The sequence below is a fragment of the Fodinibius sediminis genome (assembly GCF_900182555.1).
Lineage (GTDB): Bacteria > Bacteroidota > Rhodothermia > Balneolales > Balneolaceae > Fodinibius > Fodinibius sediminis.
This window is the reverse complement of the sequence record NZ_FXTH01000007.1, coordinates 55,111-81,125: the sequence shown is the minus strand read 5'-3', so window position 1 is coordinate 81,125 and position 26,015 is coordinate 55,111. Positions and strand designations below refer to the sequence as shown.

Sequence of the window (26,015 nt, the reverse complement as noted above, 5' to 3'; positions counted from 1 at the left end):
ATCAACAACAGGCAGATGATCGAGAAAGAAGTAAAAGAACAATTGCAGAATGGAACGGTTATACCCGCTCACCCATTGGCTTTGGATGCCGAACGAAACTTGGATGAGCAACGACAGCGATTGCTCAGTCGTTACTATATGGCCAGTGGAGCCGGAGGAATAGCTGTAGGAGTCCATTCAACACAGTTTGAAATCAGGGACGAGGGCATTGACCTGTTGGAACCCGTGCTCAGGATAGCAGCCGAGGAAGTGGAACAGGCAGATTTGGAACGACCGTTCATTAAGGTTGCCGGGCTGGTCGGCCCTACAGAACAGGCTATTGAAGAAGCGGAACTGGCTGCATCACTCGGTTATGACCTGGGACTGCTGAGCATGGGCGGGCTTTCTGACTATTCTGAAATGGAACTGATCAAACGGGCCGAGAAAGTGGGGCAGAAAATACCCCTGTTCGGCTTTTACCTTCAGCCCGCCGTCGGTGGCCAGCTGCTCAGCTTTGATTTCTGGCGCGACTTCGCCGATATTCCCGCTGTCCATGCCATTAAAATGGCTCCCTTTAACCGCTACCAGACGCTGGATGTTGTACGGGCTGTCTGTCATTCCTCAAGGCATGATGATATTGCTTTATATACGGGCAATGACGATAACATTATTCCTGATTTATTAACGACTTATCGGTTCAACATCAATGGGGAAGAACGCAGCAAATCCATTGTTGGTGGTTTGTTGGGACACTGGGCGGTATGGACCCGAAAGGCCGTGGATTTACTGAAAGAAATAAAAGAGCTCAAAGAGCGTGATTCAGCCCGGATAGAAGAGCTGTTGACAAGGGGCATAGAGATTACCGATACCAACTCCGTCATTTTCGATGCCGCCAACAATTTTCATGGTTGTATTCCAGGCATCCACGAAATTCTTCGCAGGCAGGGGCTTTTGGAGGGACGCTGGTGCCTGAATCCGGAAGAAATGCTTTCTCCCGGCCAGGAAGAGGAAATAGACCGGATTTATGAGAGTTATCCTCATTTGAATGATGATGATTTTGTTAAAAACTTTTTGAATTCCGACCCAATAGCTCAGCAGCTAAGGGGGTGACTTTGGCCCGTTTGGATACCTGGAAGGCGATATCTGTGGGACCAATATCATTTGCCTCCAATAAAAATCATTCTTTTATTGAGTTGATTTTTTGGTACCCTTTCTGACAATGAATTCTCCAATAGATGCTCTTTATACCTTGGCATCATGAAGAGCAATGCGGGTTGCTGTGGAGGGTATGCGCTGATACGAATCATTCAAATTAATACTAAATTTATCACCTTATTTAAATGGCTATACAAGTGGTCCCAAGGTCAGCTGCCGATGAGAGGATTATCAGGCAAAAGGAAACTATTCTATCCCGGTTCAGCAATGCTGTTATGGAAAGAATTCCAATCCATTTTTTAGTTGTGGCACTGTTTCTTGCTTTGCCGCTGCAGGCACAGGATACCCATCCGGTGGCCCTGGAGGGTTTAGCTGCATTTGAAAATCCGGGCGAAAGCTGGGCTATTTCAGGCGGCGTAACGGCATCCCTGGAAACGGATAACCAGCTTGATATTTCACCGGGTACCGGTGTGCTGGTCAATATTCCCCAAGGTCACCAGGGCAGGGATTTGCTAACCAATTTCGAACACGGGGATATTGATCTTGAGCTTGACTATATGATGGCCAGGGGGTCCAACTCTGGTATCTATCTGCAGGGGCGGTATGAGGTGCAGCTGCTGGATAGCTGGAATGTAAAGCAGCCCACTGCCGGAGACAACGGAGGAATCTACGAGCGATGGGACGAGAACAGACCGGAAGGCGAGAGGGGATACCAGGGGCATCCACCCCGACAGAATGCTAGCCGGGCCCCGGGGTTGTGGCAGCATCTAGAGATTTCATTTCGGGCTCCGCGGTTTGATTCGCAGGGTCGGAAAATAGCGAATGCAAAAATTATCCGGGCCACCCTGAATGGGGTAACCATCCATGAGGATGTTGAGCTATCGGGACCTACCCGCGGGGCGTTGGGAGATGGCGAGGTTTCCAGGGGGCCGTTGCGGCTACAGGGCGACCATGGAGCAGTAGCTTTTCGCAATATTTCCATCAGGCAATACGATCGCCCGGCCCCGTCTGTCAACGGTTTGTCCTATAAGGTATTCGAAGGATTATTTACCGAAGTACCCGATTTTGATACGCTGAAAGTAGTAAAATCAGGGGCGTCGGAGTCGTTGACGACCGATGTAGGAACACTTCCGAATCAATTTTTGATTCACTATGCCGGCACGCTTGATATAAAAGAAGCGGGCGACTACCGTTTTACCCTTAATGCCTCTGGAGGTGCAGGGGTACTGCGCATCAACGGGCAGCCGACCGTATCCATTGAAAACAATCAGGGTACCATCTCCCTTCCAAAAGGAGCCGCTGCAGTTGAGCTGATGTATGCCCGGCAAGCCAGCTGGGGCAGCCCGGGATTCGTACTTTCCGTTTCTGGTGAAGGCCTCCGTCGTCATGTGCTGAGTGAAGACCTGCTGGGCGAAACCAACGGCCCAAACCCCATTTATGTGAAGGCGGGGGAGAAGCCGATATTGCGGAGCTTCATGGATTTGCCCAAAGGTGATCGCATCACACATGCGGCCTCTGTCAGCAGCCTGGACAACGTACATTATACCTACGACCTGAACCGCGGGAATATGGTCCAGATCTGGCGGGGCGAATTTCTGGATGCCACCCCGATGTGGCACAGCAGGGGTAACGGCACGTCACGGCCCAATGGCTCGGTGGAATATCTGGTTGAGCATCCTGCACTCCTGGTCAATGAACTAAAAGACAGGCAGGCAAAATGGCAGAATGATACGTCAGGAGTTGATTTTAAGTCCCGGGGGTACCTGCTTGATGACAAGGATAATCCAACCTTCAGATACGAAATTTATGGTACGTCTGTGCAAGATAAAATACGCGTGGTTTCTGAAGGCCGGGGGATACAAAGAACCCTGACTTTTTCAAATAGTCCTGACAATCTGTATGTCCGTCTTGCTATCGGTCGTTCAATTGCGGAGGATAATGAGAACCGCTACCTGGTAGATGATCAATCGTACTACCTGGATATTGAAGGTGAGGAATCCCCCCAGCCTTTTATACGATCGGTTGGTGAGCAAGAAGAGCTTCTCGTACCGGTTCGGCCTAAGCTAACTTATACCATTCTTTTTTAACTTTCCTGAACAGATGAAAATGTATATGTATTACCTGCGTCGTTGTTATGTTGTGTTGATCATGTTGCTGGCTGTAAACAGCCCTTCTTTTGGACAGGATGCACCTGCTGAAGCAGACTATTTTCCGATTGTGGATATTCCAAGCCCCGAAGGTTATTTATTGGAAGTGGGTGGACTTACTGTTTTGCCGGACGGGGATCTGGGTATTGCCACCCGAAGAGGCGATATTATCATAGTTGAAAACCCAGCCAGCGGGGATCCTCATTTCAAAAAATTTGCCACAGGTCTCCATGAAGTACTGGGACTGGCCTATAAGGATGGGGCGCTTTACTGCGTGCAGCGTGGAGAACTTACACGGCTGGAGGATTCCGATATGGATGGCCGTGCGGATGTCATTGAAACGGTTTATGCCTGGCCGCTCTCCGGACACTATCATGAATACAGCTATGGACCGCTTATTGCGCCCGACGGATCGTTTTTTGTTTCGGGAAATGTGGCATTTGGCGACCAACAGTGGTGGAGGGGCGAGAGCAGAGTGCCTTGGAGAGGGTGGATGATGAATATTACTACGGATGGAAAGATGCAGCCCTGGGCAACCGGAATGCGATCGCCGGCCGGCCTTGGCCTGGTGGACGGCGAGCTGTTTTATGCTGAAAATCAGGGAGACTGGATAGGGTCCGGCGGAATATGGCATGTTGAGAAAGGAGATTTTATGGGCCACCCGGCCGGACTCCGGTGGACAGATAAAAAGAATGCTCCCCTCTCTTTGACAGCGGAGGAACTGTACGAGCTTGTAGACCCGGAATTTAACAAAGATGAAGACGGCAACTATATCAAACCCGAGAACGAGCCGGACGAAGAAGAATACCGGACATTGTTTGAACTGCAGGATGAACTTCCTGCCTTGAAGACGCCGGCTGTGTGGTTGCCGCATGGAATACTCGGTATTTCCAACTCTGATATTCAGCAGATTCCTGAAGGACATTTTGGGCCTTTTGAAGGCCAGATCCTCGTGGGTGACCAGGGACAAAGCAAGATTATGCGGGTTATCCTGGAAAAAGTGAATGGAACCTACCAGGGGGCTGCTCTGGACTTCCGCAGTGGGTTTCAGTCGGGCGTCCTTCGCATGGATTGGGCTGATGATGGTTCGCTGTTCATTGGCGAGACAAACCGGGGCTGGGGATCAGCCGGGACTGCTGATGAAGGACTTCAGCGACTGGTATGGAATCGACAGCTGCCGTTTGAGATGAAAACAATCAGAGTAAGACCGGATGGCTTCGAGATCCGTTTTACAAAACCGGTTGACCGGGCGTCGGCTGAGGATCTGGCTTCCTATGCTGTATCCAGTTTTATATACAAATATCACCCTGTATATGGAAGTCCGATGATTGATCCCGGACAGGGGGAAGTCAGAGGGGTAAAGGTAACTGAAGACGGTATGGGTGTTCGTATTATCGTGGACAATCTGCGAAAAAATTATATACACCATATTGAATTGGATGGCATTCGATCCAAAAAAGACGGAAATCCGCTTTTGCATAGTTCCGCCTATTATACACTTAAGGAAATACCCCAGGGCGAACGGCTCTCCATGGAGGAGGTAAGCACTATGAACTCCATTCAGAAGGAAGATGTGGAAGCCGGGAAAGCGGGCGGAGATGAACAGCTTCAGAGCGGGGAGAGCCCGAGCTACGAGGAGATCAAGCCCCTGCTTTCACAGTATACCTGTACCTCCTGCCACCAGCAAAATAAACGCATGGTAGGACCTCCTTTTGCCGAGATAGCCAAACGGGGATACAGCAATGAAGAAATGGTTGAATTGATATATAATCCCGACCTTTCTAACTGGCCCGACTATGCTACAGCCATGCCTCCCATGACCATTGTACCCGAGGAGGAGGCTCTTAGAATAGCGGACTGGATTAACGCCCTGAACGACTGACGCATTTCATAATTCCGATAGCTGGGTTCCGTTGCCGAAAGACGGTGAACTCAGCTTCTTTGTATACTGGCCTTCGTATTTTTGGATCAACAGGATCTTCGGCAGCATTCCATCCCTTTGCAAGAGGGGATTATTTTGCATCTCACAGCTAAGATTTAGATCCATAAATCGTTGTTCTCATCATCTTTGTTCAGACTGACCATATTTTCATTAATATTATTGCTCTCCTCTGGTGAACCCCTTTTTTATTTATTTCAGCTGTTCCCTTCACAAAAAAATGGCCATTTTTGCCTCTTGGTCTCGCACAACGTGCGATTAAAAAAGCATAAAGTTTCATTGCAAGATGTAGTGTTATGTAGCTCTTTTTATTGCATTTATGTGAAAAAAATTTTCATAATGGCTGCTTTTCTTCAAGAAAAAATGCGTGATTAAGAAACGGTAAGCGGGAAATATTCTAAATGGGCGGTGGTATAAAAGAAACATTGCTCATTTCAGGATGTATGCAAACAAAAACCCGAAGGTCAAGCCAGCGAAGGAAAGAGAAAGTTTTTTATTGTGAGAAAATTAAATTGAATAAGTGTAGCAAATACCAGATAATAAGAATATAAAAGTTCAAAGGACATAGGAAATAGTTGCATAATAGCAGCAGGGAATAAAATAGGTGGTGAGGTTTTCTCTTCTCAAAACGGTATCCCTTCTGTTGCACTATGAAATATGGACACACATTGACCTGAAAATGGCACAACCAACTAATGCTATGTTAACGTTAACTTCAATTAATAATTCATATGACTACTAAGGTGATACAAAAATTAGGCACGTTGCTGGATATCACTACTGTTGGAAAAGGACCGGATTCCACGTCCAGGTTTCTGTTTTTTAACAGTATGCTGGTAATAGCATTTTTACTGCTGGGGCTGGGGGCTTCGGCTCAGGCTCAGCAAGTATCGGGAACCGTTGTGGACGGATCCGGTGAATCGTTACCCGGGGTCAACATCCTTGTAAAGGGAACCACAACAGGGACAACCACAGGAAGTGATGGAGCCTTCCAGCTGAATGTTCCTTCTCTTCAAGATACACTGGTATTTTCGTTTATTGGCTTTCAGCGACAGGAAGTCCCCATAGATGGACGGGAGACCATCAATATTCAAATGGTTTCTCAGACCTATGCAGGCGAAGAGCTCGTGGTAGTTGGCTATGGAACCCAGAAGAGGGAAACGCTGACAGGATCGGTAAGCGCTGTCGGTGGAGAAGAACTGCAAAAAAGTCCGGTGGCCAATACGTCAAACTCCATTGGAGGTAAATTGCCCGGTGTTGTTTCTGTGACCAGCAGCGGTGAGCCAGGCTATGATGGATCTACCATTCGTATTCGTGGTCAGCATACGCTGGGGGATAACAGCCCGCTCGTTGTAATTGACGGGATTCCGTCGGATGCCAATGCCCTTGATCGCCTGAATCCACAGGATATTGAAGATATGACGGTGCTCAAGGACGCTTCTGCTGCCATCTATGGTTCACAGGCTGCCAACGGGGTCATCCTGGTAACGACCAAACGGGGCGCTTCAGGTGAACCCGAGCTGACGATCGACTTCAACCAGGGCTTTAACCAGCCGACGCGCATTCCGGATATGGCGGATGCCCCCACCTATCTGCGGATGCTGAACGAAGTGGATATGTATCGAGGCAACGACCCCCGGTATTCTCAGGAGGAGATTCAGAAACATGAGAATATCGACCAGCAGGATCCCTGGTTGTACCATGATACGGATTGGTTCGCTGAAGCGCTTAAGCCCATCTCTCTCCAGACACAGGCCGATCTTGCCATGTCCGGTGGAAGTGAGAACATGCAATATCGTATTTCACTGGGTGCGCTGACCGAAGATGGATACTATGAAAACAGTGCGACCGGTTTTAATCAATATAATTTCAGGAGTAATATTGACGGACAGGTGAATGAAAACATTAACATCCAGTTTGATGTTAGCGGACGATATGAAGATCGCAATTTCCCTACTCAACCTGCAGGCGCTACCTTCCGCATGCTGATGCGCGGAAAGCCGCAGCTCCCTGCATACTGGCCCAACGGACTGCCGGGTCCTGATATTGAAAACGGGCAAAATCCTGTGGTTACCGGAACGGATGCAACCGGCTATGACCAGGATGATCGCTATTACTTAACCACCAACCTGGTGACCGATATCGAAATTCCGGGAGTTGAAGGCTTGAATGTTCGCGGGACCTTCTCCTATAACAAAGAGCTGCGAGAACGCAAGCAATGGCTGACGCCATGGACCCTCTACGGCTTTGACGCCGACGGCTACAGAGCCAATGGCGGTGATCCCGAGCAGTATTTAACCGGGGCCTCAAGACCGTCCGGCCAGGAACCCCAGCTGACACAGTGGAGTGATGATAACTATGACCTGCTGTATAACGCCGTGGTTCAGTATCAGCGGGATTTTGACGATCACTACCTCAGCCTGCTGGGTGGTATTGAGCGCCGTGAAAGCAAGAATGCATGGTTTACGGCCTTCAGACGTAACTATATATCCCCCGCTATTGACCAGCTTTTTGCTGGCGGTGAAGCTCAGCGTTCCAACGACGGAAGCGGATATAAGGAAAAATGGCAGAGCTTCTTCAGCCGCATCAATTATGATTACCAAAGCAAATACCTGATTGAACTGGTGGCACGCTATGACGGTTCGTACAAGTTCCCCCAAAATGACCGTTATGGATTCTTCCCGGCGGTATCTGTTGGGTGGAGACTTACGGAAGAAGAGTTCTTTACCAACAACGTGGAATTCTTTGACAACTTTAAACTGCGTGCCTCCTGGGGTCAAACCGGTAACGACCGTGTGGATCCGTACCAGTACCTGGCCAGCTATGGCTTTGGCGGCGGATACATTTTTGGTGGTGGCGTAGAAGTTCCCAGCTTGTATCAGACACGCACACCGAATCCCAATATTACCTGGGAAGTTGCCAACCAGTTTGACGTGGGTATCGAGGCCTCTATGCTTGACAACCGCCTTTCGGTTGAAGTCGACTACTTCGATTACCTGAGAACGGATATTCTTACCCAGCGTAACGCTTCGATACCGCAAACATCCGGACTTACGCTCCCGGAAGAAAATATCGGGGAAGTTTCGAGCTACGGGGTTGACGGTTCCATTAACTGGAGCGACCAGGTAAATGAAGACTTCATTTATGACATCTCGCTGAATGCCGGCTGGGCTACCAACGAGATCAAGTACTGGGATGAAGCTCCCGGCGCTCCTGAGTGGCAGCAGTCGACCGGTTCAAAGATGGAGACTGAACTGTATTATGTGGCAGACGGCGTCTTCCAGAATCAGGAAGATATTGACCAATATGGGGCATACTGGGGCGGTAATAAAGATGCTGTCCGACCAGGAGATATCAAGTTTAAAGATATCGATGGAGACGGCGAAATCACTGCTGATGACCGCGTTCGCTCCGACCGAAACAACATTCCTGAGTGGACAGGAGGGATCACCTTCTCGGCCAGTTACAAGCAGTTTGACTTTACGGCCTTCTTCCAGGGGGCTGCAGGCGCTTCGCAGTATATTCAGACCGAGTCTGGCGATTTCGGAAACTACTTTGCCCAATTTGCCGAGAAGCGATGGAGACCCGATCCGGATAACCCGATGCTCCAGCACCCTGACCAGTCTCATGCAGAAGGACCGCGGGCGTTCCAGCGTACAGAGGAGTACTGGATAGCAAATCAAAATACCTACTTCTTTAGAAACACTGATTATGTACGGCTTAAAACGTTGGAAATTGGCTATAACATGCCGTCAGACCTGACCAGCAAAATAGGTATGAAAAACATGCGCGTATATCTCAACGGATTTAACCTGCTTACCTGGGACTCTTTTGGTCTCATGGACCCGGAGACCCAAAATGGCGCAGGTTCCTATTATCCGCAGAAAAGAGTATTTAATGCTGGCATTTCCTTAACATTTTAAGTACTAAATATTAGATCACTATGAAGAACATAACTTATAAATTAACCTTATTTTGCGTGATGCTGCTGGCTATGGCGTCCTGCGACATTCAGGAAGCGATAGAACAGGAGCCGCTGGACCAGATCTCTGAGGAGGCGGTCTGGGATGATCCGGCCCTTATCGAGGCTTATCTCAACGACATATATCTGGGTATGGGGCATGGACTGTATGAAGTCATGCTGTCATCGGCAGCTGACGAAACCCATTTTACCCACGGCTACGGTATTCCTGATATCGTGGAATCCACCGTTTCTCCCAGTAACCGGGGAAGTTTTGAAAGTCGCGGTGATTTTAACCATTGGGACTGGGCGGACCTTTATTTCCGGATACAGCAGGTAAACACCCTGCTGTCCGAGATCAGGGATTCAGCCATTGAAGACCAGACCGTGATCGATTCTTATGTAGGGCAGGCTCACTTCCTGCGTGCGTACTTTTACCATAATCTGCTGCGTATCTATGGCGGGGTTCCCATCCTGACGTCTCCTGCTTCATTGAACGATGAAGACCTGACCCCTGCACGAAATACGTTTGCGGAGACGGTGGACTTCATCGTGGCAGAAGCGGATTCGGCTGCCGCCCTGCTTCCTGTGGAACAGAGTGGCGATGACCTGGGACGTGCAAGTGCCGGTGCGGCGATGGCCCTCAAATCCCGCATACTGCTTTTTGCGGCCAGTGATCTGTACCATCAGAATCCCAGCGGAATGGATGTTACCGGTTATACCGGAGGCAAAAGCCAGGAGGAAATGTGGCGAGCTGCTAAACAGGCCGCCCAGGATGTTATGGACCTTGGGGCTTATGAACTATTTCGTCCCAATCCATCAAGCGATGAAGAGGCGAGCCAGAATTACTATGAGCTCTTTCTTACTGAAAAACCCGCAAATCCCGAAACCATTATGGAGCGCTATTTCCTGGAGACCCGTGATGACGGCCACAATCCCGGTTTGGATAATGGTCCGAACGGTTATCACAACTGGGCCGGGAACACCCCGCTTCAGAACCTGGTAGACGACTACGAAATGGAAGATGGTTCGGAGTTTGACTGGAATAACCCCGAGCACGCGGCCAATCCCTACGAAGATCGGGATCCCCGGCTGGAAGCTTCAATCCTGCACGACGGCTCCGACTGGGTAGAGCGGCCGTCTGATGCCGTACAGTATGACGGTGACAACGTTATACAGACCTTTGCCGAGCTTACGCTTCCCGACGGGTCCGTGGTACCGGGAGTGGATACGCGCGACGGTCCTATTGAAGACTGGAACGGGAGCTATACCGGCTATTACTTGAAAAAGTTTATTCGCAATGACATACAGCACGGCTCCAGCAATAAGCAGGAGGGATCCTGGATCTTCTTCCGCTATACGGAAATTCTGCTGAACTATGTGGAAGCATCCATTGAGCTGGGTGAATATGCCGATGCCCGCCGTGAGCTGAACAAGATACGGACACGTGCCGGCATGCCAACCTATGATGCCACGGTAAGCGGTGAAGAGCTGATGGAAGCCTATCGCAACGAGCGCCGTATTGAGATGGCGTTTGAAGAGCAGCGCTATTTTGACGTCCGGCGCTGGATGATAGCCCCTGAAGTGATGAATGAACAGGCGCAAAACATTCATATTACGGTTGATGGGGAGAACCAGGCTGACCGCAGTACCTATTCAAACTACAACTACCAGGTCCGCTCTCAGGTACCGGGCAACCGAACCTGGGATGACAAGATGTACTTCCAGCCCATACCGTTCGAGGAGATGAACAGGAACGATAACCTGATTCAAAATCCAAACTATTAATATTCCTCTGAAGGTAGTTTAATTACATAATAACAATTATGCCTCCTGCTTGTGACGTCCGGTAGTGGATAAAGAGACAATAAATGACTTTATTCATTACCGGGACCACAAGCATTTGGTATTTTAATAGGCTGGTACTGATAAATAATTTGCAAGATTAGTAATAAAATAATCAACATGGACAGGAAGAATTTTTTACGTAGCGGTATGCTGGCAGGGGCTTCGGTTATGGCGGCAAGCCCGGCTGCGCTTGGCAACACCCGTCACCGGGAGAAAACAAAACAAAAGGATACTTTTAATTTAAATTATGCACCCCATTTCGGGATGTTCCGTCACCATGCCGGTGATGACCTCATCGACCAGATAAAATTTATGGCGGATGCAGGTTTTACCGCCCTCGAGGATAATGGACTCATGGGCCGCTCGCCGGCCATGCAGGAGCAAATCGGGAAAGAACTGGACCGCCAGGATATGCAGATGGGGGTCTTTGTAATAGACAAGGGTGGTAACTCGGCCAACTCATTTACGGCCGGCAAACAGGAATACACCGATATTTTTGTGAAAGCCTGTAAGGAAGCCGTAGAAGTAGCGAAACGGGTTAACGCCAAATGGATGACGGTGGTCCCGGGTAATTTTACGCGCGACCTGCCGATCGGGATCCAGACAAGCAATGTCATTGAAACCCTGCGGCGAGGAGCTGAAGTGCTGGAACCGCACGACCTGGTAATGGTACTGGAGCCGCTGAGTGACACGCCGGACCTTTTTCTGCGTACTTCTACCCAAACGCATATGATCTGCAAGGCTGTTAACAGTCCCTCATGCAAAATTCTGTATGATATTTATCATATGCAGAAAAATGAGGGTAACCTGATTAGAAACATTGATCTGTGCTGGGATGAAATTGCCTATTTCCAACAGGGCGATGTTCCGGGCCGCAACGAGCCGGGGACCGGGGAAATTAACTTTAAAAATGTCTTCAAATATATTTATGAGAAAGGGTTTGATGGCATTGCCGGTATGGAGCACGGAAATTCAATGGACGGCAGGGAAGGAGAGCAGGCTGTCATTGATGCGTACAAGGAAGCCGACAATTTTCTTTGATGAAGATCTTCATAACGGATGAAACACAGAAATTAACCTTAACAACAGAGTAAGAATTATGAGTTCAAACAATGACAATCATGTAGATAACAAGAATATTTCGCGCAAGGATTTTGTCAAGGCGTCATCGCTGGCGGCAGGGGGACTTATGCTTGGTTCCCTTCCATTCAGTGCACGTGCAAAATCCGCTGGAGCGGCAACCCTCAAAATTGCACTGGTAGGGTGTGGCGGCCGTGGAACGGGAGCCGCACGACAGGCCCTTAGCACGGGCGATGGGGTACAGCTGGTGGCTATGGCTGATGCTTTCCGCGACCGGCTGGATGACAGCTATGAAACACTGACCAAGGTCTTTGCCGACGAAAAAGAGAAGCTCAATGTACCGGAAGAGCATAAGTTTACCGGTTTCGAAGGCTACAAGGACGCCATTTCACTGGCGGATGTGGTCATCCTGGCAACGCCTCCCGGCTTCCGGCCCTATCATTTCGAAGAGGCTATTGATGCCGGCAAGCACGTATTTATGGAAAAGCCGCTGGCCACCGATGCACCGGGCGTACGCAAGGTGCTTGAAGTCGGGAAAAAAGCTGATGAGAAAGGCCTCAACGTGGTAGTTGGGCTGCAACGCCATTATCAGAACAGCTACCGTGAAGCCGTAAAGCGCATAGATGACGGCGCCGTGGGGAATATCGTATCCGGACAGGTATACTGGAACAGTGCCGGCGTATGGGTGCGTCCACGCAAGCCTCATCAAAATGAAATGGAATACCAGATGCGCAACTGGTACTACTTTGTATGGCTTTGCGGAGATCATATTATGGAACAGCATATTCATAATATTGATGTGGCGAACTGGCTTATCGGTGAATACCCCATATCTGCTCAGGGCATGGGTGGACGAGAAGTCCGGACCGGCCGTGATCACGGCCAGATCTTTGATCATCACTTTGTGGAATTCACCTATCCCAGCGGGGCGGTCATTGCCAGCCAGTGCCGACACCAGCCCGATACGATGAACCGCGTGGCGGAGTCATTCCAGACAACCCGGGGTTCGATTCATACAAGCGGAGATACAGCTGTGCTGAAGAGCTGGGACGGCGAAACCCTTTACGATCATGACGGGGAGGGAGATCCCAACCCCTATCAGCAGGAACATGATGAACTTTTTGCGGCCATCCGCAATGGTGATCATATTAACAACACCGAATATGGAGCTAAAAGTACCATGACGGCTCTCATGGGGCGAATGGCCACCTATTCCGGCAAAGTGATCAACTGGGAAGAGGCGCTAAACTCCCAGAAAAGTGTCATGCCAGAAGAGTATGGATGGGAAGCAACGCCTCCAGTGGTACCCAACGAAGACGGGAAATATCCTGTACCGGTACCGGGACAAACAGAGGTGCTGTAAATCGCAGATCAATCTCAAAAGGCAATATCCTCTCCCGGGGATGTTGCCTTTTTTTATATCAACAAGGGTCAGTTTATCAAGATAAGCAGTTTGTTGACTTCTGCCTGCTGCTGGATGACAAACCGCTGATAATCGTATTTTCTTAGTTTTAAATGAATGAGCTTATTCGGGCACTTTAAAAAAATTACTGGATTTTTTCTGTTGATGGTTCTAATGGGAAGCTGCAGTTCCTCGGATGACTTGCAGTGGCACCAGGAGGAGGGCTACCAGTGGGCCGAGCTTTCTCCGGGTTTTTTTGGGAGCACCGGTTTCAAAAAAGTAGATGCTTCTGACAGTAATATCGATTTTATCAATTCCGTCAGTCGGGCGAGTATTGAAGAAAATCGTAATTTTCTAAACGGTTCGGGCGTGACAACAGCGGATGTGGATGGAGATGGATGGGTTGACATCTATCTGGCCAGCCTTGAAGGTCCCAACAAACTCTATAGAAATATAGGCGGGCTTCAATTTGTTGATATTACTGAAGAAGCCAATTTGGCACATAAGGGCTACAACTCCACGGGGGTAATCTTTGCGGATGTGAATGGTGACTCCCATCCCGATCTTCTAATCACCTCCCTGACGAAAGAAAATGTGCTTTACATCAATGATGGGAAGGGACGGTTTACCCTGAAAGAAAACAGCGGGCTTCAGGACTCCCGGGGCAGCAATACGATGGCACTCGCCGATATTGATGCGGATGGTGATCTGGACCTGTACATATCAAACTATAAGTTGAAGACCGTGCGGGACCTTTATTCAGCAGATGAATTATCTACCGAAAATACGGTTCGCAAACAGGGAGACTCGCTGGTGGTGGTTCCTCCCTTTGATCAATATTACGGCATTATCAAAACGGACGGCCGTTCTTATCGTAATGAATACGGGGCCAAAGACCATCTGTATATTAACCGGGGTGACGGCACCTTCGAGAAAGTGACGGATGAAAAAAAACACTTTTTAAATGCCGAAGGGAGACCGGTCGGCCTCTTCCGGGACTGGGGACTGACCGCAAAGTTTCAGGATATCAACAGCGATGGCCATCCCGACCTTTTTGTCGCCAACGATTTTTGGACGCCGGATCGGCTGTGGATGAACCAGGGGGATGGAACATTCAGAAGTGCTGACAAGCATGCGATTCGAAGTATGAGTTTTTCTTCCATGGGAGTGGACTTTTCAGATATCAACCGGGATGGATTTACCGATTTTTTTGTTTCTGAGATGCTGAGCAGCAGGCATCAGCGCAGGCTGCGCCAGCTTTCCGAGCATCTAGATCCCATTGATGGACGTCCCCAGTATAATCGTAATTCTCTTTACCTAAATCGTGGAGATCACACCTTTGCGGAAATTTCCAGCTATGCCAATGTAACGGCCACCGAATGGTCATGGGCAACGAATTTTCTTGATATTGATCTGGACGGTTATGAAGATTTGATTCTGACGACCGGATACGCCTTTGATTACCAGGACCTGGATACCCAAATTGAACTGAATCGACAGACATCCCGGACTATGCAAAGCACGGGCGATATCTTACGCTATCCACGGCTGGACCTGCCCAATAGAATGCTCCGTAATAATCAGGATTTAACCTTCACCGATAAGAGTGAGTCATGGGGTTTCACCGAGGATGATATCTCTCTGGGAATGGCTATTGCTGATCTGGACAACGACGGGGATGCAGACTTTGTCATCAACAGGTTTAATACAGAAGCCGTGGTTTATCAGAACCAGACCAGTGCCCCACGTATTGCGGTTACGTTGAAGGGCAAACCTCCCAATACTGCAGGAATTGGAGCAAAAATACGGTTGGAGGGGGCAAAAGTGGTTCAGCAGAAGCAGATTAGTGCCGGCGGCTCCTATGTATCAGGATCTCAACCCATGGCCTTTTTTGCGGCCGATCCTGAAAATATTAATCACCAGTTAACCGTCACCTGGCCGGATGAATCGGTAAGCACGATCGATGGCGTGCAATCCAATCGGGTGTATGTTGTAGATCAATCATCAGCTGTGATGAAAAGTAGGAGGGATTCATCATCGGAAGGCGAGCCGCCTTTATTCAGGGACGCCTCCGATCAGATTGCATATGTCCATCATGAAGACAGATATACGGATTTTAATGTGCAACCTTTGCTGCCTGCGCTGCTGAGTCGGCAGGGTCCCGGGGTGGGATGGATGGATTATGATCGGGATGGATATGATGATCTGTTTATTACGTCCGGGAAAGGAGGTCAGATTGGTATATTTAGAAATAATGGAAACAGTGAGCTGGAAAGAACTGAAATAGAAGAACTCAGCCGTTCAGCAGGGGGAGATCAAACGGGGCTGGCCGGGTGGCAGACGGAAAAAAGACTGAAGCTGGTACTGGGTAGTGCAAATTTTGAACAGGGCAGTCCGCAGGTGCCTTCCGGCTTTATGTATAATATTGATAACACATCCGCAGATGTACAGGAACTGCCGGGGGTTCTTTCTACGACGGGACCAGTAGCCGCCTCGGATTATGACGGCGATGGTGATCTTGACCTTTTCATCGGGGGAGCATTTATGCCGGGCGAATACCCACGCAATGCCTCTTCACGGCTTTTCAGGAATGAGAATGGGCATTTTGTGAGGGATCCAGTGAATTCGAGAAGGTTTAACGAAATTGGCCTGGTGTCGGGAGCCGTGTTTACCGATTATGACCGGGATGGTGATCCGGATCTTGTGCTGAGCCGTTCGTGGGATTCCATTGCACTGTTGGAAAATCGGGACGGCAATTTTATTGACGTAAGTACTGATTACGGGTTTAATAACTACAAGGGATGGTGGCACGGCGTTGCTACCGGTGATTTTAATGGGGATGGATGCCCTGATATTGTTGCTACAAACATCGGGAGTAACAGCATTTATAAGCCGACCGGGGGACATCCGCTCAAATTATTCTACGGTGATTTTGACGTAAATGGGACACTGGATATTATTGACAGCTATTACGAGTCTGATCTGCAGGCCTATGTACCCCGCCGCAAATTATATGAAATGGATTCCATGCCCTCGTTACTGGGACGTATTACCTCGCATAAACAGTATGCCCGGTCATCGGTGGGGGATATCGTCGGGCAGGATCCGGGCACTATTCCCTCAAGGGAAATCAATACGGTACAGCACATGATATTTTTGAGTTCGGAAAGTGGGTTTTCTGCTTATCCTTTGCCCCGGAAGGCTCAGTTTTCAGCTGCGTTTCATGCAGGCACTGCCGATTTTAATAATGATGGAAAAGAGGATCTTTTTTTGAGTCAGAACGACTTTTCGTTTCCATCTGGTATTTTTCGGCTGGATGCCGGACGGGGACTTTTGTTGCTGGGGGATGGCCATGGGCATTTCCGAGCGGTTCCGGGCCACCAGAGCGGTATAGAGATTTACGGGGAACAGCGGGGTGCTGCCGTAAGTGATTTCAACAAAGACGGACGAGCTGACTTAGCGGTATCCCAAAACGGGGGACCTGCTGTCCTCTATATCAACCAGGCCCAAAGACAGGGATTGTATGTTCGGCTGATAGGTCCTGCAGGAAACAGGAATGCCATAGGCTCTTCCATGCGCCTGGTTTACGAAGATGGGAGCAAAGGACCCGCCAGGGAAATACAGGCGGGCTCAGGATATCGCTCGCAGCACAGTGCTGCTCAGGTTTTGGGAACAGAGGAAAAGGCGTCTTCATTGGAAATACGCTGGTTTGACGGTACCACAGAAATCAGAGAACTGTCTGAAGAGGGGAGGGCTTACACATTTCGCTATTAAAATAGGGAGAAATTTATGATATTTTGAACGGCCTTGAGGGTATACCGAGACATTTTCTGCTTGTTAAAGCATTCTGGATCACTTTGGCGAGCTGGGGCACTTGGGTGGTACGGATACCCAAGATGAAGACAGACCAGGAAAGATGGCTAAAAATCATTAGTATTATAATTATTCATGAGTAATCAGGGTTCTGGCCAGAATATATCCAATAGAAAGGCGCAGGTATCGGGATGGATCCTGTTAGCCATGCTTATGGTTCTTTTCCTGGGGTGTTCGTCTCCCAGAGCTGTTATAACAGAAGGTTCTCAAAAAGAGCCTGAACAGGTTGAGCCTGAGACACCGTCGGAGGATGATTCAGCTGATGAGGAACCCCCGGGGGAGCAGTTGCCGGAGGAGCCTGCGGCTCCTTATGCCACTTACACACTTCGGGCTCCTTATAACAACCTTCCTGAAACCCCTCGTGAATTCCGAGGGGTCTGGATCGCTACGGTGGATAATATTGACTGGCCCTCAGAGCCGGGACTCTCCGTGGACCATCAGAAAGAGGAGCTCAAAACGATGATGGATCGCGCTGTGGGAATGAATATGAACGCCATAATCCTGCAGGTACGACCTGCTGCAGACGCCTTTTATCATTCGCCTTTTGAGCCCTGGTCTGAATACCTGACCGGTCGCCAGGGCAAGGCTCCGGAACCTTTCTATGACCCGCTGAAGTTTGCAGTAAAGGAAGCTCACCAGCGGGGCTTGGAACTGCATGCCTGGTTTAATCCTTTCCGTGCCTACCATCCGTCTGCGGATAGCGGACTGGCTCCTGATCATATCAAAAATCTCCATCCAGAGATGGTGGTACAGTATGGTGATTATTTGTGGCTGGATCCGGGACAAGAAAAGGTTCAACAGTATTCCATCAATATTATCACTGATGTTGTCCGGCGCTATGACATTGACGGGGTTCACCTGGACGATTATTTCTATCCCTATCCAAAGCGCATGGAAAATGGAAAATTTCTTCCTTTCCCCGACGGACATTCTTTTGGTCGGCACAGGAAAAGAAACAGAGGCCGGCAGCGGGATGACTGGCGGAGAGAGAATGTCAATGATTTTATTAAACGTTTGAACAGTGAGATTAAGCTTATTGATCCCCACATCCGCTTTGGAATATCGCCGTTCGGCATCTGGCGGCCGGGTCATCCCAAACAAATCAAGGGGCTGGATGCCTTCAACAGAATTTACGCCGATGCCCGGAAATGGCTGCAGGAGGGATGGGTCGATTACCTGGCCCCCCAGTTATATTGGCCTGTAGCCCAGGAAGCCCAGAGTTTTCCCGTTCTGCTGGAATGGTGGCATCAGCAAAATAACAAAGAACGGCACTTGTGGCCGGGTATCTATACGAGCCGCCTTCAATCCAAATCCAATGCATGGCCCGAGCGGGAAATTGAACAACAGGTGCAGATTGCCCGCAGTCACCCCGGAGCAAGCGGAAGTATTCACTTTAGCATGAAGGCCCTGATGCCCGATGGAAACAGCAATCCTCCGCTTGCCGGGCTTTATCCTGGTGAAGCCCTGGTACCGGCTACGCACTGGCTGACAGACTCACTGCCAAAACGTCCGAATGTGCAGGCCCTGAAGATGGATGATCAATTTCTGCTACGTGCGTACCCGGACGATCGCGGGGAGAAAGAGCCCTGGCTGTGGGTTGTCAAGAAGCGATACGGATCGCACTGGGAAATAGCGATCTACCCGGGATCACAGCAAAATATCAGATTGCCGGAAACCAATGGCCATGGGACATTTACCGGGGCAGCTGTTTCGCTGGTCGATGAACTCGGTAATGAGAGTGAGCCCTATTTGATTAGGGAAATAAGCATTGTCCCCTCCATATCCTGGTGATACTATCACATCATGGATGCAGTAAAGCCACCCCACTTGTGAGCAATGACCAGCAGGATGGCTTCAAAAGGTGAGGGGCCTATGGGTTACGACCATGCACGTCCCACTTCGGAGTAGGGGAGACAGGCATCGTAATAGCCCGGGATAAGGTTTAAATTCAATTCTTCTGAAGCACCGATCTCAGAAGTATAATATCCGACGACGGTGAACTCCTTCATCATGTCAAAGAAGGGCTTGAGATCGGAGTCGGGCACAGGATTCGGCTCATCAAGGGCCTGTTGTTCCAGTTCTTCCAGCAGGGCAATCTGATCCGCTTCTTCAAGGTCGATGAAATCATGGTCGTACTGCTGGTTGCTGAGTTCATTGACGCGATCAAGTCCGTCGAGAAAATGTTCCCGTTCTTCCTTGGTATTCCACTCTGTAAGCATCAAGTCGATGTATTCATTGACCCTGGCTGCCTGGGCACCGGGTGTATCAGTAGCAGGAATAATGCGCTCGGACAACTGGATAACCAGATCATTTTGCGCATCGGTCAATGTTTGAGGGGAGAAACTTCCGCTACTGTTGCTCTTACTTGTACAACCGCCCATGATACCGGCGACGGTGGAAAGAGAGAGGGCTCCCCCGCTCAAAAAGGCAAGTCGTTTTATGGCTTCACGTCTGTCCATAGTTGGTTCTTGGGTTTAAATAGTAAACGGGCAACTGAGGCAGTCATCGGGAGATTCAGGCCCCAGAAACTCAAATGTACTATGTTAGAGATTTCCTTTATTCATTTCATTCACGGCAAAATCAACGGCCCGGGCGGTCAAGGCCATATACGTCAGTGATGGGTTCTGGCAGGCTGCTGACGTCATGCAGGCCCCATCGGTGACAAAAAGGTTTGGCACGTCATGCGTCTGGTTATGAGCATTGAGAACGGATGTTTCGGGATCCCGTCCCATGCGTGCGGTTCCCATCTCATGGATTCCCTCGCCCACCAGGTACTCGCCGAAGTAGGGACTGACATCTTTACCACCTGCAGCCTCCAGCATTTCCACGGCGGTTTGCGCCATGTCCTCGCGCATATTTTCTTCATTCTCCTTGATAGAGGCATGAATTTCAAGCTGGGGAATATCCCAGTCATCGGTCTTGTCGGGGCTCAGCCTTACGTGGTTGTCTTCATACGGAAGAATTTCACCGAAGGCGGTCATCCCGAAATGCCAGGGTCCGGGATCCCTGAGTTTTTTCTTAAAATCTTTTCCGAAGCCCTGCATGGAAGTACCCCGTCCCCAGCTTGGTCGTGATGCACCACCCTGGAAGCCGTACCCCCGTACAAAGTTATCCTGCTTGGTCTGCTCGTTGATGTTACGGAACCGCGGGATGTAGATACCGTTGGGGCGGTTTCCATGGTAGTAGCTATCTTCATAGCCTTCAAAGAGACCTGAAGCTCCTACGCGAAAGTGATGATCCATGAGGTAATGTCCCAGAACCCCGCTGGAGTTAGCGATGCCATTGGGAAAAGCATCCGAGGTTGAATTGAGCATAATCTGGGTGCTGCCCAGGGCAGACGCATTCAAAAAGACAACCTTGGCATGAAATTCCCTGGATTCCTTGGTCAGCCGATCGATGACACGCACGCCGGTGGCACGGTTTGTTTCTTTATCATAAATGATGCTGTGTACAATACTGTTCGGCCGCAGGGTAAGGTTACCGGTTTTACGGGCGGCAGGGAGAGTGCTGCTTTGGCTCGAAAAGTAGGCGCCCACGCTGCAACCCCTTGAACAGGGTCCGCAGTAGTGACAGGCGCCACGGCCTTTGTGAGGTTCTGTCAATACCGCACATCGGCCAATGGTCATATGCCGATACTCAAAATTGCTTTCAATTTTCTCCTTGACATCCTTTTCAACACAATTGAGATCCATGGGGGGCAGAAATTTGCTGTCGGGCAGATGCTCAAGGCCCTCGGCCTGTCCACTGACACCAATAAATTCTTCTACATAATCATACCAGGGAGCAATATCCTTATAGCGGATAGGCCAATCCACCGCAATGCCTTCTCTGCGATTGGCTTCAAAATCGAGATCACTCCAGCGGTAGGTCTGCCGGCCCCATGTCAGAGAGCGTCCTCCAACCTGGTAGCCGCGAACCCATAAAAACGGGTTTTCATCATCCGTCTGATAGGGATGTTTTTTATCATTGACGAAAAAGTGATAATTATATTCATTTATTACATTTGATCGAAGCTGCATGGGATATTCCTCTTCAAGAAGCTTACGATCGCCCTGCCCCCGGAATTTAGCTTCCCAGGGCGGCATATGCTCTGTGTCATAATCCTCCCCATGCTTCACATCGCGGCCCCGTTCCAGGACCAGGGTTTTGAGTCCCTTTTCTGTCAGCTCTTTTGCGGCCCATCCGCCGGAAATACCTGATCCTATAACAATAGCATCGTATTCCTCCGGGGGGTTAGAAATGTAATAGTTCTTATTTTCCATGATCTTATTTTGAATTAAATATCTTGCTATGCTAACATAGATGAGCGAAAGCATATTTGCAAGAATTTTGCATCAGTTTATGGGATTTTTCGCGGTTGCTATTTTTTTTGCAATTTAATGACCAAAAGTGCTTATTAAAACACAGATAAAATAATGTTAAAGAAGCTAAATTTTACTCAATTATGGATTTAGATCGAAAGATTCGTTACGGAATGGTCGGTGGCGGTCCCGGTGCATTTATTGGTGAGGTGCACCGCATGGCAGCTGCTCTGGACGGGAAGATCGAGCTGGTTGCAGGGGCATTCTCATCCAAGCCTGAAAAATCTAGAAAAATGGGCAGGAAGTTGCATCTCTCGGAGGAACGGGTTTATGATTCCTACCAGGAAATGGCTGAAAAAGAATCCGAACTCCCCGCTGCAGAGCGTATCGATTTTGTAAGCATTACCACCCCGAATCACATGCACTTTCCGGTGGCCAAGGCCTTTATTGAAGCGGGCATTCACATTGTTTGCGACAAGCCAATGACGAATACCATTGAGGAAGCTGAAGAGCTGTGCCGCCTGGTCAGCGACCATGACATCATTTTCGCCTTGACGCATAATTATACCGGCTATCCCATGGTAAAGGAAGCCAGGAAGATGGTAGCTGATGGCAAATTGGGAAACCTGCGCAAGGTGGTTGTGGAATATCCCCAGGGCTGGCTTTCAGACACCAATGATGATGAAATCTGGCGATTGGATCCTGACAAAGCCGGTATTTCCTCGGCGATTGGGGATATTGGAACCCATGCGGAAAACCTGGTGGAATATATCACCGGCCAGCAGATGAAAGAACTTTATGCCGATATCCACAGTTTTGGAGAGGGACGAGAGCTTGAAGACGATGCCAATATGCTGGTGCACTACGAAGAGGGTCTGCGTGGTATCCTTTATGTGTCACAAATCTCTGTGGGCGATGAAAATGATTTGAATATCCGTTTATACGGCGATGAGGCCGCACTCGAGTGGTCGCAGGAGAATCCAAACTACCTGCATGTGAAATATTCAGACGGTCCCGAGGAAATCTACAAGCGTGGAAACCCGTACCTGTCGGAAGCAGCCGAAGCCGGGAACCGCATCCCCCCGGGACATCCCGAAGGATTCATTGAAGCCTTTGCGAATATCTATTCCAATGTGGCGGATGTGCTCGCAGCACGCCTTAAGGGGGAGGAGCCGGACGAATTATCACTGGATTTTCCAACTGTTCAGGATGGCGCCCGGGGTGTTCACTTTATTCACAAGGCTGTTGAGAGTGGTAAAAAGAAAACATGGGTGGATATGAAGTATGACCCGCCGGCCAGTGACTGAGCATCGGAGGCCCGGGGCATGTTGTTGCCTCGATGACAAATAAGAAAAGAAAAAGGGATTCATTCTTGCGAATGGATCCTTTTTTTTTGTAATAGAAGAATATGGTTATCTTGGTTTGACTATTCAGCCGCTACGGCAAGTGTCCCCAGCAGACGCTGGGCCGCTGCAACCTGTGAACTATTGCTGTACTGTTCTACTACCAGCTGTGCATATTTCCGGGCTTCTTCGTTATTGCCTGCATCATAATAGGCATTGGCAGCCTCCAGGTAATTGTATGGGGTGGTGGAATCGTTCTTATCCCATTCGGCAGCTTTAACATAGAGTTCAGCCGCTTTCTGATGATTGCCGGCATCCGTCATCAGTACCGCCTGAAACGAGATCGGGCCCACGCCGAGGATACCCTCTGGAACCTCATATTCTTCGATATAGGAGATAGCCTGCTCGACATTTCCGAGGTTATATTCACTGACAGAAGCATAGTAGTGGGCCAGATTACCGGCTTCAGTACCCGAATAATTATTAATGATCTGTTCAAAGCCCACCGTAAAATCTGTATCTGAGCCACGCAAGGCTTTTTCGTAGTCGCCGTTCATATAATAAGTTGAAGCATCAGCCATGAGCTGCTGTGCTTTTTCTTCCTGGTTTTCGGAATAATAGTAATAGCCGACTAGCCCGCCAATGGCCAGCACAACGGCGAGCACACCGCCGATGACGGTTGTTTTGTTGTTATCATAAAAGCTCTGGGCCTTGGAAAATGTTTCCAGGAGCGGATCCCGTTCTAAGTCTTCTCGTATCTGTTTCTTGGACATGATAAATCGTTGTTAATCTTAATTACAGGTCGATAAAAATATGATTGTTTTGGATGATAGCAAAATCTAAAGTGCGTGTAATTTACCGTGCGATAGTTCATAGATGACATCCGAACGCTCGGCAATATTTTTTTCATGGGTTATCAGCAGAATACTGAGCTCGCGTTCCTGCCGCAGGTTGAACAGAAAATCCAGCAGCATGTCTGTGTTGCGCTCATCCAGATTCCCGGTAGGTTCGTCGGCAAGAATCAGGTCGGGGTCATTGATCAGGGCTCTTGCCATGGCCACCCGCTGCTGCTCACCCCCAGAAAGTTGCGAGGGCCGGTGCTCAGCTCGCTCGAGGATGCCAAAATCAGAGAGAAGGAGCTGGGCTTTTTCCTTGGTAGCCCCGGGTGGGGTGCCTTTGATCAGCGCGGGCATCATCACATTTTCGAGGGCGGTAAATTCAGGCAGCAGATGGTGGAACTGGAATACAAAGCCCATGTTTTTATTGCGGAAGCGAGCCAGCTCTTCGCGTTTCATTGCATAAATGGAGGTTCCGTCCCAGGAAACCGTGCCCGCATTGGGTTGATCAAGTCCGCCCAAAATATGGAGGAGGGTACTTTTGCCGCAGCCGCTGGCTCCCACAACAGTTAGAATGGAGCCCTTTTCAATCGCTATTGAGGCGTCATTAAGGACAGTCAGTGGTTTCTGGCCCTCCTCCTCGTACGTTTTGGTAATATCTTTTGCCTCAAGAATAATCATGGCTTGCTCAGGATTCAGCCTTGGTCGTTTGGAAAGCGGGATAAATAATGGGCTCAATCTGGTGGCAATGTCCCGTGGAGGTATCAACGCGAGCTGTAATTGCACACAGATGATTATTGCCGTTGGCAAGCTTATACCGATGGGGGGTGCCAAGCTTAAAGCGCTTCATGGAGGTGTTCTTATCCATCCCCAGCACAGAATCGAAAGAGCCGGTCATGCCCACGTCGCTGATGTAGCCCGTTCCCTTTGGGAATAGTCGGGCATCATTGGTGGGTATGTGGGTGTGGGTACCCACAAATACTGATATTTTTCCATCTAGGTGCCATGCAAGTGCTAATTTTTCTGCTGTCGCTTCTGCATGGAAATCTACAAAAATGACGTCGGTTTCCTCCTTCATGCGGTCGATAACCCAGTCGGCGGTAGAGAAGGGGTCGTCAATGGGATTCATAAATGTCCGCCCCTGTAAATTTAGCACGCCTATCTTCTGATCGATCCCGTCTATGTTATATATGCCAAAACCATACCCGGGGTTGCCGGTCGGGTAATTCATGGGCCGGAGGATGTTGCCATCTTCTTTCATATAGTCAAAAACTTTCCATTTTGCGAAAGAATGATTCCCGCCCGTAATCACGTGGACGCCAAGGTTGTAGAGCCGTTGAATGATGGAGCGGTTGATGCCTTTGCCCTTGTGGGAATTCTCGCCGTTGGCGATGACAAAATCAGCATCATGCTTTTTAATCAGGCTGGGCAAGATGGTCTCCAACAGGCTGAGGCCGGGTTCGCCGACAATATCTCCTACAAAAAGGATGTTTACCAATTCTTTTGACATAGACTGTACATTTGAACAAGGGGACCTTGCTGAATTAAAAGCCGAAAGGTAAGGATAATAACGCCTTTCTCAGAATGAGATTTTGGTCAGGATACTATTTCGTCGACAAACTCTTCCAGCGATTCATTGACCTTGTCCATCACTTTTTTCTCCTGCTGGTTGAGCTCTCTGTTTTGTTTGCGTTCCTCAAACAGCTCTTCGGCGATGGCAAGAGCTGCCAGTGACATCACGGTGGTATCGGGCTGCTTGTTGAGCTCTTTCTTGTATTGCCGAAATTTGTCGTCTACATAATGGGCAATACGCTGGATGGTTTCTTCTTCAGAATCTTCAACCTTCAGCGGGTATTGTTTTCCTAAGATGGTGACTTTTACAGATTTCATTTGTTGTCTTCAAGATGATTGTCAATTTTTGAAATCAATCCCAACACCTGGTGGCGTATGGCCAGCCGTTCTGATTCTGAAACTTCGGAAAAGATATCTGCTTGGCCTTCTTCAATTTCCCGAAGCTTTGATTTGAGCTGACGGTTTTCCTGCTCTAACTCCTCAATCTTTCCGTTCAGAGATTCAACCTCTGAACGAATTTTATTGAGTAATCGAAAAAATTCCTTCTTATATGGACTGTTATCTGATAGCACTATCAAA

The 26,015-nt window shown here is 49.1% G+C and carries 18 protein-coding genes; 10 read left to right on the top strand and 8 right to left on the bottom strand.

Features of this window, described 5'->3' with window-relative positions; genetic code table 11:
* Positions 1-15: 15 nt before the first annotated feature.
* The 3 genes from FN808_RS09365 (at position 16) to FN808_RS09355 (ending at position 5,163) form a co-directional block, all read left to right on the top strand.
* Positions 16-1,089, top strand: coding sequence for a dihydrodipicolinate synthase family protein (locus FN808_RS09365; protein ID WP_185958327.1), 1,074 nt, complete (start codon positions 16-18; stop codon positions 1,087-1,089).
* 320 nt (positions 1,090-1,409) lie between these two features.
* The gene (locus FN808_RS09360; protein ID WP_185958326.1) at positions 1,410-3,221 is read left to right on the top strand and encodes a 3-keto-disaccharide hydrolase; all 1,812 of its coding nucleotides are present in this window, start codon (positions 1,410-1,412) and stop codon (positions 3,219-3,221) included.
* 19 nt (positions 3,222-3,240) lie between these two features.
* Positions 3,241-5,163: a hypothetical protein gene (locus FN808_RS09355; RefSeq protein WP_434084131.1), complete on the top strand. Its 1,923-nt coding sequence runs from the start codon at positions 3,241-3,243 to the stop codon at positions 5,161-5,163.
* A gap of 6 nt (positions 5,164-5,169) precedes the next feature.
* Here FN808_RS09355 and FN808_RS18895 read toward each other — a convergent pair whose 3' ends face one another.
* A complete protein-coding gene (locus FN808_RS18895; RefSeq protein ID WP_185958325.1) occupies positions 5,170-5,328 on the bottom strand; it encodes a hypothetical protein in 159 nt (52 codons plus the stop codon).
* Positions 5,329-5,951: 623 nt separating this feature from the next.
* On the opposite strand from FN808_RS18895, the gene FN808_RS09350 reads away from it, so the two are divergent.
* The 6 genes from FN808_RS09350 (at position 5,952) to FN808_RS09325 (ending at position 19,175) form a co-directional block, all read left to right on the top strand.
* Positions 5,952-9,143: a SusC/RagA family TonB-linked outer membrane protein gene (locus FN808_RS09350; protein WP_221929991.1), complete on the top strand. Its 3,192-nt coding sequence runs from the start codon at positions 5,952-5,954 to the stop codon at positions 9,141-9,143.
* Positions 9,144-9,163: 20 nt separating this feature from the next.
* Positions 9,164-10,969: a RagB/SusD family nutrient uptake outer membrane protein gene (locus FN808_RS09345; protein WP_142714319.1), complete on the top strand. Its 1,806-nt coding sequence runs from the start codon at positions 9,164-9,166 to the stop codon at positions 10,967-10,969.
* A 177-nt stretch (positions 10,970-11,146) separates the two neighbouring features.
* The gene (locus FN808_RS09340) at positions 11,147-12,070 is read left to right on the top strand and encodes a hydroxypyruvate isomerase family protein (RefSeq protein WP_142714318.1); all 924 of its coding nucleotides are present in this window, start codon (positions 11,147-11,149) and stop codon (positions 12,068-12,070) included.
* Positions 12,071-12,128: 58 nt separating this feature from the next.
* A complete protein-coding gene (locus FN808_RS09335; protein ID WP_142714317.1) occupies positions 12,129-13,472 on the top strand; it encodes a Gfo/Idh/MocA family protein in 1,344 nt (447 codons plus the stop codon).
* Between the two features lie 204 nt (positions 13,473-13,676).
* The gene (locus tag FN808_RS09330) at positions 13,677-17,285 is read left to right on the top strand and encodes a CRTAC1 family protein (protein WP_246068327.1); all 3,609 of its coding nucleotides are present in this window, start codon (positions 13,677-13,679) and stop codon (positions 17,283-17,285) included.
* A 174-nt stretch (positions 17,286-17,459) separates the two neighbouring features.
* The gene (locus tag FN808_RS09325) at positions 17,460-19,175 is read left to right on the top strand and encodes a glycoside hydrolase family 10-like protein (protein ID WP_142714315.1); all 1,716 of its coding nucleotides are present in this window, start codon (positions 17,460-17,462) and stop codon (positions 19,173-19,175) included.
* Between the two features lie 86 nt (positions 19,176-19,261).
* Here the strand turns inward: FN808_RS09325 and FN808_RS09320 are convergent, their stop codons facing one another.
* On the bottom strand, positions 19,262-19,843 hold the full coding sequence (locus tag FN808_RS09320; RefSeq protein WP_142714314.1) for a gluconate 2-dehydrogenase subunit 3 family protein: 582 nt from the start codon (positions 19,841-19,843) through the stop codon (positions 19,262-19,264).
* A gap of 84 nt (positions 19,844-19,927) precedes the next feature.
* Positions 19,928-21,646, bottom strand: a complete 1,719-nt coding sequence (locus FN808_RS09315; RefSeq protein ID WP_142714313.1) for a GMC family oxidoreductase — start codon at positions 21,644-21,646, stop codon at positions 19,928-19,930.
* Positions 21,647-21,828: 182 nt separating this feature from the next.
* Here FN808_RS09315 and FN808_RS09310 point away from each other — a divergent pair, with 182 nt between their 5' ends.
* Entirely contained in the window at positions 21,829-22,992 is a 1,164-nt protein-coding gene (locus FN808_RS09310; protein WP_142714312.1) for a Gfo/Idh/MocA family protein, read from the top strand.
* Positions 22,993-23,111: 119 nt separating this feature from the next.
* Here FN808_RS09310 and FN808_RS09305 read toward each other — a convergent pair whose 3' ends face one another.
* The 5 genes from FN808_RS09305 to FN808_RS09285 form a co-directional block, all read right to left on the bottom strand.
* Positions 23,112-23,801 (bottom strand): tetratricopeptide repeat protein, encoded by a 690-nt coding sequence (locus FN808_RS09305; protein ID WP_142714311.1) that lies wholly within the window; start codon positions 23,799-23,801, stop codon positions 23,112-23,114.
* Between the two features lie 66 nt (positions 23,802-23,867).
* Entirely contained in the window at positions 23,868-24,545 is a 678-nt protein-coding gene (locus FN808_RS09300) for an ABC transporter ATP-binding protein (protein WP_185958323.1), read from the bottom strand.
* Positions 24,546-24,552: 7 nt separating this feature from the next.
* A complete protein-coding gene (locus FN808_RS09295) occupies positions 24,553-25,374 on the bottom strand; it encodes a TIGR00282 family metallophosphoesterase (RefSeq protein ID WP_142714310.1) in 822 nt (273 codons plus the stop codon).
* 86 nt (positions 25,375-25,460) lie between these two features.
* Positions 25,461-25,754, bottom strand: a complete 294-nt coding sequence (locus tag FN808_RS09290; RefSeq protein WP_142714309.1) for a cell division protein ZapA — start codon at positions 25,752-25,754, stop codon at positions 25,461-25,463.
* Entirely contained in the window at positions 25,751-26,014 is a 264-nt protein-coding gene (locus FN808_RS09285) for a hypothetical protein (protein WP_434084129.1), read from the bottom strand. Before FN808_RS09285 ends, FN808_RS09290 begins: the two co-directional genes overlap by 4 nt.
* Position 26,015 lies beyond the last annotated feature (1 nt).

Bases quoted from the DNA above. Each gene is read 5' to 3' on its own strand.
- FN808_RS09340 (WP_142714318.1), top strand. From the start codon at position 11,147: ATGGACAGGAAGAATTTTTTACGTAGCGGTATGCTGGCAGGGGCTTCG.
- FN808_RS09345 (WP_142714319.1), top strand. From the start codon at position 9,164: ATGAAGAACATAACTTATAAATTAACCTTATTTTGCGTGATGCTGCTG.
- FN808_RS09325 (WP_142714315.1), top strand. From the start codon at position 17,460: ATGAGTAATCAGGGTTCTGGCCAGAATATATCCAATAGAAAGGCGCAG.
- FN808_RS09330 (WP_246068327.1), top strand. From the start codon at position 13,677: ATGGTTCTAATGGGAAGCTGCAGTTCCTCGGATGACTTGCAGTGGCAC.
- FN808_RS09355 (WP_434084131.1), top strand. From the start codon at position 3,241: ATGTATATGTATTACCTGCGTCGTTGTTATGTTGTGTTGATCATGTTG.
- FN808_RS09290 (WP_142714309.1), bottom strand. From the start codon at position 25,754: ATGAAATCTGTAAAAGTCACCATCTTAGGAAAACAATACCCGCTGAAG.
- FN808_RS09350 (WP_221929991.1), top strand. From the start codon at position 5,952: ATGACTACTAAGGTGATACAAAAATTAGGCACGTTGCTGGATATCACT.
- FN808_RS09295 (WP_142714310.1), bottom strand. From the start codon at position 25,374: ATGTCAAAAGAATTGGTAAACATCCTTTTTGTAGGAGATATTGTCGGC.
- FN808_RS18895 (WP_185958325.1), bottom strand. From the start codon at position 5,328: ATGGATCTAAATCTTAGCTGTGAGATGCAAAATAATCCCCTCTTGCAA.
- FN808_RS09305 (WP_142714311.1), bottom strand. From the start codon at position 23,801: ATGTCCAAGAAACAGATACGAGAAGACTTAGAACGGGATCCGCTCCTG.
- FN808_RS09315 (WP_142714313.1), bottom strand. From the start codon at position 21,646: ATGGAAAATAAGAACTATTACATTTCTAACCCCCCGGAGGAATACGAT.
- FN808_RS09335 (WP_142714317.1), top strand. From the start codon at position 12,129: ATGAGTTCAAACAATGACAATCATGTAGATAACAAGAATATTTCGCGC.
- FN808_RS09360 (WP_185958326.1), top strand. From the start codon at position 1,410: ATGGAAAGAATTCCAATCCATTTTTTAGTTGTGGCACTGTTTCTTGCT.
- FN808_RS09310 (WP_142714312.1), top strand. From the start codon at position 21,829: ATGGATTTAGATCGAAAGATTCGTTACGGAATGGTCGGTGGCGGTCCC.
- FN808_RS09300 (WP_185958323.1), bottom strand. From the start codon at position 24,545: ATGATTATTCTTGAGGCAAAAGATATTACCAAAACGTACGAGGAGGAG.
- FN808_RS09365 (WP_185958327.1), top strand. From the start codon at position 16: ATGATCGAGAAAGAAGTAAAAGAACAATTGCAGAATGGAACGGTTATA.
- FN808_RS09320 (WP_142714314.1), bottom strand. From the start codon at position 19,843: ATGGACAGACGTGAAGCCATAAAACGACTTGCCTTTTTGAGCGGGGGA.